Raw genomic sequence first — 9797 nt, 5'->3', positions numbered from 1 at the left:
CGCGACCCCGGAAGACGCGCAGGAGGTCTGGGGCGCGATCCGCCTACTTCATCAGCAACCCGAGGGCCACGACGATCCCGAACCAGATCAGCGCCACCACGATCGTCATGCGGTCGAGGTTGCGCTCGGCGACCGAGGAACCACCGACCGACGACTGCATGCCGCCGCCGAACATGTCGGAGAGACCGCCGCCCTTGCCCTTGTGCATGAGCACCAGGAGCCCCAGCAGGAAGCTGAACAGGATAAGTGCGACCTGCAATCCGGTTTCCACGGAACGGACCTACTCTCTGGACGGACGAACGGGCCCAATGTACAGGCTGCGGGAGACACACTCACCGGTGCGGCCCCACCTGGCACCGCGCACGGTGCGCACGGTGGTGACGGCGGGGACAGCCTACCCGCCGCCGGCCGCGCCGTCCGCCCCCGCGGCACCGGAACGTGACCGCGCGGTCACGTTCCCCGTGGGGCGGCCGGGGCGGCCGGACCGGGTCCTACTGGTCCCGGAAGCGGACGATCCGCACGAACTCGTCGGCGTCGAGCGAGGCGCCGCCGACCAGCGCGCCGTCCACGTCGGGCTGCGACATGATCGCCGCGACGTTCCCCGACTTGACGGAACCGCCGTACTGGATGCGCACGGCGTCGGCGACCTCCTGGTCGTACAGCTCGGCCAGCCGCACCCGGATCGCGCCGCAGACCTCCTGCGCGTCCTCCGGGGTCGCGACCTCGCCGGTGCCGATGGCCCACACCGGCTCGTAGGCGATGACGACGGTGGCGGCCTGCGCGGCCGGGACCCCGTCGAGCGCGCCGTCGAGCTGGGTCAGGGTGTACGGGACGTGCTCGCCCGCCTTGCGGATGTCCAGCCCCTCACCGATGCACAGGATCGGCGTGACCCCGTGGGCGAAGGCGGCCTTGACCTTGGCGTTGCAGAGCGCCTCGTTCTCGCCGTGGTACTGGCGGCGCTCGGAGTGGCCGACGGCCACGTAGTGCGTGCCCAGCTTGGCGAGCATCGCGCCGGAGACCTCACCGGTGTAGGCGCCGGACTCGTGCGCCGAGAGGTCCTGGGCGCCGTACTTGATCTTCAGCTTGTCGCCGGCGACCAGGGTCTGCACCGACCGCAGGTCGGTGAAGGGCACCAGGACGGCGACCTCGACGTGCTCGAAGTCCTCGTCCTCGAGGGTGAAGGCGAGCTTCTGCGTGTGGGCGATGGCCTCGAGGTGGTTGAGGTTCATCTTCCAGTTGCCCGCCATCAGCGGCGTGCGGGTGGTCATGACGGGTCCCCTACAAATCGGTGGTGGGCCGGAGGGACCGGCCCGCTGGTGTGGGTGCGGTCGCGCACCGTCAGTCCTCCAGGGCGACGAGCCCCGGCAGGGTCTTGCCCTCCAGGTACTCCAGACTGGCGCCGCCGCCGGTCGAGATGTGGCCGAAGGCGTTCTCGTCGAAGCCGAGCAGGCGGACCGCGGCCGCGGAGTCGCCGCCGCCGACGACGGTGAACGCCGAGCTGTCCAGCAGCCCCTGAGCCACGGCGCGGGTACCCGCGGCGAACTCCGGGTGCTCGAAGACGCCCATCGGGCCGTTCCAGAAGACGGTGGCCGCGTCGGCGAGCTTGGCGGCGTACAGCGCGCCGGACTCCGGGCCGATGTCCAGGCCCATGAGCCCCGCGGGGATCGCGTCGGCCGGGACGACCGCCGGGTCGGCGCTCGCCTTGGTCTCCAGGTCCGGGAAGGCGGCCGCGGCGACGACGTCGACCGGCAGCACGAACTCCACGCCCCGCTTCTCCGCGCGCTCCAGGTACTCGCGCACCACGGGCAGCTGGTCCTCCTGGAGCAGCGAGGAGCCGACCTCGTGGCCCTGCGCCTTCAGGAAGGTGAAGACCATGCCGCCGCCGACGAGGATGCGGTCCGCGCGCTCCAGCAGGTGGTCGATGACGCCGAGCTTGTCCGAGACCTTCGCGCCGCCGAGCACGACGGCGTAGGGACGGGAGACGTCGTCGGTGAGGCGGCGCAGCACGCCGACCTCGGTGGCGATCAGCTCACCGGCGGCGTGGGGCAGCCGTGCCGGCAGGTCGAAGACCGAGGCGTGCTTGCGGTGGACGGCGCCGAAGCCGTCGCCGACGTAGAGGTCGGCCAGCTCGGCGAGGCGGTCCGCGAAGGCACCGCGCTCGGCGTCGTCCTTGGAGGTCTCCCCCGGGCTGAACCGGAGGTTCTCCAGCAGCGCCACCTGGCCGTCGCCCAGCGCCGCGACGGTGGCGCGGGCGGACTCGCCGTCGGTGTCGGCTGCGAACGCGACGTCCTGGCCGAGCAGTTCACCGAGGCGGGCGGCGACCGGGGCGAGGGAGAACCGCTGCTCCGGCGCGCCCTTGGGACGGCCGAGGTGGGAGGCGACGACCACGCGGGCGCCGGCGCCCAGCAGGGCGCGCAGCGTGGGCAGCACGGCGCGGATGCGGCCGTCGTCGGTGATGGTGCGCGCGGCGTCGCCGTCGCCGGCGAGCGGCACGTTCAGGTCGGCGCGGACGAAGACGCGGCGGCCGGCCACGCCCTCCGCGATCAGGGTGTCGATCGTCTTCATGAAAGGGCTCCTGTCACGGCACAGGGCCCGTGCTCAGCACGGACCCTGTCCCGACGTGATGTACCGGCCTGTCTCAGAGCTTCTCACCGACGAAGACGGTGAGGTCCACCAGGCGGTTGGAGTAACCCCACTCGTTGTCGTACCAGCCGACGATCTTGACCTGCTTGCCCTGGCTCATGGTGAGCTGCGAGTCCAGGGTGCAGGAGGCGGGCCAGTTGACGATGTCCGAGGAGACGATCGGGTCCTCGGTGTACTCCAGGATGCCCTTCAGCTCGCCCTCGGCGGCCTTCTGGAACGCGGCGTTGACCTCGTCGCGGGTGACCTCGCGGCTCAGCTCGACCACCAGGTCGGTGACGGAGCCGGTGGGGACCGGGACGCGCATCGCGATGCCGTCCAGCTTGCCCTTGAGCTGCGGGAGGACCAGCGCGGTGGCCTTGGCGGCACCGGTGGAGGTCGGGATGATGTTCTCCGCGGCGGCGCGGGCGCGGCGCAGGTCCTTGTGCGGGAAGTCCAGGATGCGCTGGTCGTTGGTGTAGGCGTGGACCGTGGTCATCATGCCCTTGACCAGGCCGAAGCTCTCGTCCAGCACCTTGGCCATCGGCGCCACGCAGTTGGTGGTGCAGGAGGCGTTGGAGATGACGTGGTGCTGCGCCGGGTCGTAGTCCTCGTGGTTGACGCCCATCACCACGGTGATGTCCTCGTCGGAGGCGGGGGCGGAGATGAGGACCTTCTTGGCGCCGGCGGTGAGGTGCTTGGCGGCGGCGTCGCGCTTGGTGAAGATGCCGGTGGACTCGATGACGATGTCCACGCCCAGCTCGCCCCACGGGATGTCGGCGGGGTCGCGCTCGGAGAGCACCTTGACGGTCTTGCCGTCGACGGTGATGGTGTCGGCGGTGTGCGAGACCTCGGCCTTCAGACGACCCAGGATCGAGTCGTACTTCAGGAGGTGCGCGGTGGTCGCGGTGTCACCCAGGTCGTTGACAGCCACGATCTCGACGTCCGCACCCTGCTCCAGGAGGGCGCGGAAGTAGTTACGGCCGATGCGGCCGAAGCCGTTGATTCCTACGCGGATCGTCACGAACCGATCTCCTCGTTGGTACGCCGGTGGCGACACCGGCGAAGCTGTTTGGGATGTCCCCGACCGTGTTCGACCCTACCGCGCCGGTCCTCGCGGTGCTGACACCGGTGGCGGAGTACCGGACACGGTGGGCGGTGCGGTCGGACACCGGCCGCACGGCGTCGGGCGGCGGTGCGGGGCGCCTCCCCGGCCGGGCGGCCGGGAGGGCACCGGAACCGGGGCGGGCGGCCCGCACGCGGCGGTACCGGCACGCCCCGGAAGGGGGCCGGCGTCTCAGCCGACCATCTCCTCCGTGAGGCTGGACTCGGTACCGGCGATACCGAGGTCCTGGGCGCGCTTGTCGGCCATGGCCAGCAGCCGCCGGATACGGCCGGCGACCGCGTCCTTGGTCAGCACCGGGTCGGCCAGCGCTCCCAGCTCCTCCAGCGAGGCCTGCTTGTGCTCCATGCGGAGCTTGCCGGCGGCGGCGAGGTGCTCGGGGACCTCGTCGCCCAGGATCTCCAGCGCGCGCTGCACGCGGGCACCCGCGGCGACGGCGGCGCGGGCGGAGCGGCGGAGGTTGGCGTCGTCGAAGTTGGCGAGGCGGTTGGCGGTGGCGCGCACCTCGCGGCGCATCCGCCGCTCCTCCCAGGCCAGCACCGACTCGTGGGCGCCCAGCCGCGTCAGCAGCGCGCCGATCGCGTCACCGTCACGGACGACGACGCGGTCCACGTTGCGGACCTCGCGCGCCTTGGCGGCGATCTGGAGCCGCCGGGCGGCGCCGACCAGCGCCAGCGCGGCCTCGGGGCCGGGGCAGGTGACCTCCAGCGAGGAGGAGCGGCCCGGCTCGGTGAGCGAGCCGTGGGCGAGGAAGGCGCCGCGCCAGGCGGACTCGGCGTCGCAGGTCGCCCCCGAGACGACCTGCGGCGGCAGGCCGCGGATCGGCCGCCCCCGCCCGTCGACCAGGCCGGTCTGCCGTGCGAGCTGCTCGCCGCCGGCGACGACGCGGACGACGTAGCGGCTGCCGCGGCGCAGCCCGCCGGGGGCCATCACCACGAGGTCCGAGGAGTGTCCGAAGATCTCCAGGATGTCCCGGCGCAGCCGGCGCGCGGCGATGCCGGTGTCCAACTCGGCCTCGATCACGATCCTGCCGCTCACCAGGTGGAGGCCGCCCGCGAACCGCAGGGTCGAGGAGACCTCCGACTTGCGGCAGCAGGTGCGCGTCACCGGCAGCCGGGAGATCTCGTCCTTCACCGCAGCGGTCATCGCCATGGGCCGATCCTTCCATGCATCCTGAAAATACGGTCGTACGCGGCGGCCAGCAGCTCCGGGTCGTGCCGGGGCGTACCGTCCTGCGCGGCCACCGGCGCGAGCTCGACGGCGGCGCCGATCCGTCCGGCGGCGGCCTCCAGGCTGCCGAAGTCCGGCACGGCGTCCTGGTCGGCCAGCACCACGTCAAAGGTGAGTTTAGGGGCGTGTTGTACCAAAACCTCCACATGACGCTGCGGAGAGAACCCCTCGGTTTCCCCGGGTTGCGGCGCGAGGTTGAGCGAGAGGACACGCCGGGCCTTGGTCTCGGTCAGGGCCTGGAGCAGTTCGGGGACCAGCAGGTGCGGGATCACCGAGGTGAACCACGAACCCGGGCCGAGCACCACCCAGTCCGCCTCGCGGACCGCCGCCACCGCCTCGGGCACCGCCGGCGGGTCGGCCGGGTCGAGCCGCACGCGCTGCACCTCGCCCGGGGTCAGCGCCACCGTCGCCTGCCCCCGGACGGAGGCGGTCTCCTCGGGGCGGACCGGGTCGTGGCCCCGTACCAGCGCGGTGAGTTCCAGCGGCACCGCGGACATCGGCAGCACCCGGCCGTGGGCACCGAGGAGCTTGCCGACGAGGTCCAGCGCCTGCACGTGGTCGCCCAACTGCTCCCAGAGCGCGACGATCAGCAGGTTGCCGACGGCGTGGTCGTGCAGCTGCCCCTCGCTCTTGAAGCGGTGCTGCACCACCTCCGACCAGGTGCGTCCCCAGTCGTCGTCGCCGCACAGCGCCGCCAGCGCCTTGCGCAGGTCGCCGGGGGGCAGCACCCCCAGCTCGTCGCGCAGCCGGCCGCTGGAGCCGCCGTCGTCGGCGACGGTCACCACGGCGGTGAGTTCACCGGTGATGCGCCGCAGCGCGGTGAGCGAGGCCGACAAGCCGTGCCCGCCGCCGAGCGCCACCACCTTGGGCGCGGCCCCGCGCCGGCCGCGCAGCGGCCGCCGGATGCGCGCGGCACGGACGGGTCCCAGGCGCCGCGGCCTGGCTTCGGGAGGCATTACTCCCGTCCCATGTCCCGGTGCACCACGGTGGTCTCGACGCCCTCGTCGGCGAGGGTGCGCGCCAACCGCTCGGACATGGCGACGCTGCGGTGCTTCCCGCCGGTGCAGCCGACGGCGATGGTGACGTAGCGCTTCCCCTCGCGCCGGTAGCCGGTGGCGATCAGCCGCAGCAACTCCGTGTAGCGGTCCAGGAACTCCTTGGCGCCGGGCTGGTCGAAGACGTACCCGGCGACCTCGGGGCTGGTCCCGGTGAACGGCCGCAGCTCCGGCACCCAGTGGGGGTTGGGGAGGAACCGGCAGTCGACGACGTGGTCGGCATCGACCGGCAGGCCGTACTTGTAACCGAACGACATCACGGTGGCGCGCAGCGCCGGCTCGCCGCCCTCGGCGAACTGGGCGTCCATCTTGGCGCGCAGCTCGTGGACGTTGAGGTTGGAGGTGTCGATGACGAGGTCGGCGTCGCCGCGCAGCTCGCGCAGCAGGTCGCGCTCGGCGGCGATGCCGTCCACGATCCGGCCGTCGCCCTGGAGGGGGTGGGGCCGGCGGACCGACTCGAAGCGGCGGACCAGGGCATCGTCGGACGCCTCCAGGAAGACGATGCGGCGGGTCACCGTCTTGGCCGCCAGGTCCGAAAGTGATTCGCGCAGGTTGTCGAAGAAGGAACGGCCGCGCACGTCCACGACGACGGCGATCCGGGCGACGTTCCCCGCGGAGCGCGCGCCGAGGTCGACCATCGTGGTGATCAGCGCCGGCGGCAGGTTGTCGACCACGAACCAGCCGAGGTCCTCCAGGCACTTGGCTGCCGTCGACCGGCCCGCCCCGGACATCCCGGAGATGATCACCAGCTCGGGCGTGGTCAGCAACTCCTCGCCACCGGGTGCTCCGTTGGCCATCAACTCGTCAGCACTCACGCCGATTCTGCTCTCTTCACTCATGGTGTCCTACCCCCGCCGTCGCCGTGCTCGATGAAGGGCGCGCGGGCCGGGGCCGCACTGCCGCCCGCCCGGTCGCGATCGCGGCCGACTGGTCCGCCGCCGCGCGCGCCGCTCGTTTCAGTTCTCGATGATCTCACCGGTGGCCGTGTTGACGGCAGGCCGCGCGGGCCCCGCGGCGAGCGCCGCCGCCACGTTCTCGGCGGTGCGCCGACCGACGCCGGGCACCTCGCAGATCTCCTCCACCGTCGCCTCCCGAAGCCGTTTGACCGAGCCGAAATGCCGCAGCAGCGCCTTGCGGCGGGTCTCGCCGAGGCCCGGGACCTCGTCGAGCGGACCGCGCCGCACGGTCTTCGCCCGGCGGCCGCGCTGGTGACGCAGCGCGAACCGGTGCGCCTCGTCGCGTACCCGCTGGAGCAGGTACAACCCCTCACTGGTCCGCGGCAGGATCACCGGGTCCTCGTCGCCGGGGAGCCAGACCTCCTCCAGCCGCTTCGCCAGCCCGCAGACCGCGACGTCGTCGACGCCGAGCTCGTCCATGGCGCGGCGGGCCGCCGCCACCTGGGCGGGGCCGCCGTCGACCACCACCAGCTGCGGCGGGTAGGCGAAGCGCCGGGGGCGGCCGTCCTCGTCCCGGGGGCCGACCGGCGGGCTCTGCTCGCCGGGCGCGTACGGGGCGTCCGGGTGGCCGTCCGCGTCGGGCCCGTCGGGCCCGCCGGGGCCGTCCGCGCCGGCGGTCCCGGTCCCGGTCTCCCCTGCGGCGGCCGCGCCGTGGGCGCCGGGGTGGGCGGCGGGGTCGCCGTCCACCCACTCGCCGGTCTGCTCCGTCTCCCGCAGGTAGCGGCGGAACCGCCGGGAGATCACCTCGTGCATGGCCCGGACATCGTCCTGTCCGGCGAATCCCTTGATGGTGAAGTTGCGGTACTCACTCTTTCGGGCCAGGCCGTCCTCGAACACCACCATCGAGCCGACCACATCATCACCCTGGAGATGGGAGATGTCGTAGCACTCGACCCGCAGCGGCGCGCTCGGCAGGTCCAGCGCCTCAGCGATCTCCTCGAGGGCGCGCGACCGGGTGGTGAGGTCGGAGGCCCGCTTGGTCTTGTGCAGGGTGAGCGACTGCTTGGCGTTGCGCTCGACCGTTTCCAGCAGGGCGCGCTTGTCGCCGCGGCGCGGCACCCGCAGGTCGACCCGGGAGCCCCGCCGCTGCGACAGCCACTGCTCCAGCGGCTCGACCAGCTCGGGCAGCACCGGCACCAGCACCTCGCGGGGGACGCCTCCCGTGCCGCCGGACCCGCCGTCGCCGGTCTCGTCGCCGTAGAGCTGCTGCACGGCGTGGACGACCAGTTCGGCGCTGCTGATCTCCTCGACCCGGTCGGTGACCCAGCCGCGCTGCCCCCGGACCCGGCCGGCGCGGACGTGGAAGATCTGCACGGCCGCCTCCAGTTCGTCCTCGGCGAGCGCGATCAGGTCGGCGTCGGTGGCGTCGTCGAGGACGACGGCGTTCTTCTCCATGGCCCGGCGCAGCGCGTCGATGTCGTCCCGGATGCGGGCCGCACGCTCGAACTCCATCTCCTCGGAGGCGTGCTGCATCTCCGCCTCCAGCCGCCGCAGGTGGCCGCCGGTGCGGCCCGCCATGAAGTCGCAGAACCGCTCGGCGAGTTCGCGGTGCTCCTCGGGGGTGACGCGCCCGACGCACGGCGCCGAGCACTTGTCGATGTACCCCAGCAGGCAGGGGCGGCCCACCTGGTGGGCACGCTTGAACACCCCGGCCGAGCAGGTGCGGACGGGAAAGGCGCGCAGCAGCAGGTCGACGGTCTCGCGGATCGCCCAGGCGTGGGCGTAGGGGCCGAAGTAGCGGACGCCCTTCTTCTTCGGGCCGCGCATCACCTGGGCGCGGGGGAACTCCTCGTTCATCGTGACCGCCAGCGACGGGTAGCTCTTGTCGTCGCGGTACTTGACGTTGAACCGGGGGTCGTACTCCTTGATCCAGGAGTACTCCAGCTGGAGCGCCTCGACCTCGGTGGAGACCACGGTCCACTCCACCGAGGCGGCGGTGGTGACCATCGTGGCGGTCCGGGGGTGGAGGTTGGTGAGGTCCTGGAAGTACGAGGAGAGCCTGCTGCGCAAGCTGATGGCCTTGCCGACGTAGATGACCCGGCGGTGCTCGTCCCGGAAGCGGTAGACGCCCGGCGAGTCGGGGATCTCCCCGGGGCGGGGGCGGTAGCTGGTGGGGTCGGCCATGCTGCCACCCTACGGCTCGCCACCCACAGCCCGTGTCGGCGGACGCCCCTGCGGGGACCGGGCCGCCACGGCGGCGCAGCGGCCGCTCAGTGCCAGCCGAGGCGGAGCGCGGTGGTGACGTCCAGCGGCGACCGGCCGGCGAAGGCGGCGAGCAGCCCGGTCCCCTCGGGCGAGCGGGTCCAGACCGGTCGGCCGGTGCTGACGTACCGGTTCCAGGCGTCGGCGTACCCGTCCGCCCGCCGCCGGTTCTCGCCCAGCACCGTCGGCACGGCGTGCTGCACCACGGCGTTGGGGGCGGGCCGCAGGACGGTGCGCGGCCCGGGCGACGGGGCCAGGTGGCGGGGCAGCAGGTAGCGGGGAGCGGTGACGACCCCGATCGCCTCGTCCAGCGCGACGGCGAACAGCTCGGAGGCCGCAGGGGCGGCGCCGGCCAGGCCGATCCGGTGCACACCCTCGCCGTCGGGTTCCACGGTGACCGCCGCAGCGCCGCGGTCGACCAGTCCGGCGGTGTGCAGTCCGTCGGCCACGGCCCGCGCGACGGCGGGGACGACGGGCTCCCGGCCGGCGGCGCGCCACAGCGAGAACCGCGCGGCGGTGGCGGTCAGCCCGTGGCCGACCCAGCCGGCGGCGAGCGCCGGGAGCGGCAGGAGGGCGGGGTCCAGCCCGGCGAGGGCGCCGCCCGCGGCAAAG

Annotated in this window: 9 protein-coding genes; all 9 read right to left on the bottom strand. The window is 73.0% G+C overall.

The window, feature by feature from the left end:
- Positions 1–43: 43 nt before the first annotated feature.
- Complete coding sequence (secG, locus tag HCN56_RS13135) at positions 44–271, bottom strand: preprotein translocase subunit SecG (protein ID WP_376770873.1); 228 nt, start codon at positions 269–271, stop codon at positions 44–46.
- 220 nt (positions 272–491) lie between these two features.
- Complete coding sequence (gene tpiA, locus HCN56_RS13130) at positions 492–1268, bottom strand: triose-phosphate isomerase (RefSeq protein ID WP_167970640.1); 777 nt, start codon at positions 1266–1268, stop codon at positions 492–494.
- 70 nt (positions 1269–1338) lie between these two features.
- Entirely contained in the window at positions 1339–2565 is a 1227-nt protein-coding gene (locus HCN56_RS13125; RefSeq protein ID WP_167970638.1) for a phosphoglycerate kinase, read from the bottom strand.
- 73 nt (positions 2566–2638) lie between these two features.
- Complete coding sequence (gene gap, locus HCN56_RS13120) at positions 2639–3643, bottom strand: type I glyceraldehyde-3-phosphate dehydrogenase (RefSeq protein ID WP_167970636.1); 1005 nt, start codon at positions 3641–3643, stop codon at positions 2639–2641.
- Between the two features lie 273 nt (positions 3644–3916).
- Positions 3917–4894, bottom strand: a complete 978-nt coding sequence (gene whiA / locus HCN56_RS13115) for a DNA-binding protein WhiA (RefSeq protein WP_167970634.1) — start codon at positions 4892–4894, stop codon at positions 3917–3919.
- Complete coding sequence (locus HCN56_RS13110) at positions 4885–5928, bottom strand: gluconeogenesis factor YvcK family protein (protein WP_167970632.1); 1044 nt, start codon at positions 5926–5928, stop codon at positions 4885–4887. The genes whiA and HCN56_RS13110 overlap by 10 nt, the downstream gene beginning before the upstream one ends.
- Positions 5928–6824: an RNase adapter RapZ gene (gene rapZ, locus HCN56_RS13105; RefSeq protein ID WP_167970658.1), complete on the bottom strand. Its 897-nt coding sequence runs from the start codon at positions 6822–6824 to the stop codon at positions 5928–5930. The genes HCN56_RS13110 and rapZ overlap by 1 nt, the downstream gene beginning before the upstream one ends.
- Positions 6825–6983: 159 nt before the next feature.
- On the bottom strand, positions 6984–9107 hold the full coding sequence (uvrC, locus tag HCN56_RS13100) for an excinuclease ABC subunit UvrC (protein ID WP_167970630.1): 2124 nt from the start codon (positions 9105–9107) through the stop codon (positions 6984–6986).
- Between the two features lie 86 nt (positions 9108–9193).
- Positions 9194–9797: hypothetical protein (locus tag HCN56_RS13095; protein ID WP_209312680.1), on the bottom strand; the 604-nt coding region annotated here is incomplete at its 5' end.

Origin of the sequence: Streptomyces lonarensis (genome assembly GCF_012033735.1) — a bacterium.
GTDB classification, from domain to species: domain Bacteria; phylum Actinomycetota; class Actinomycetes; order Streptomycetales; family Streptomycetaceae; genus Streptomyces; species Streptomyces lonarensis.
The sequence above is the reverse complement of the archived record's forward strand: the minus strand, read 5'-3'. Positions and strand labels throughout refer to the sequence as shown.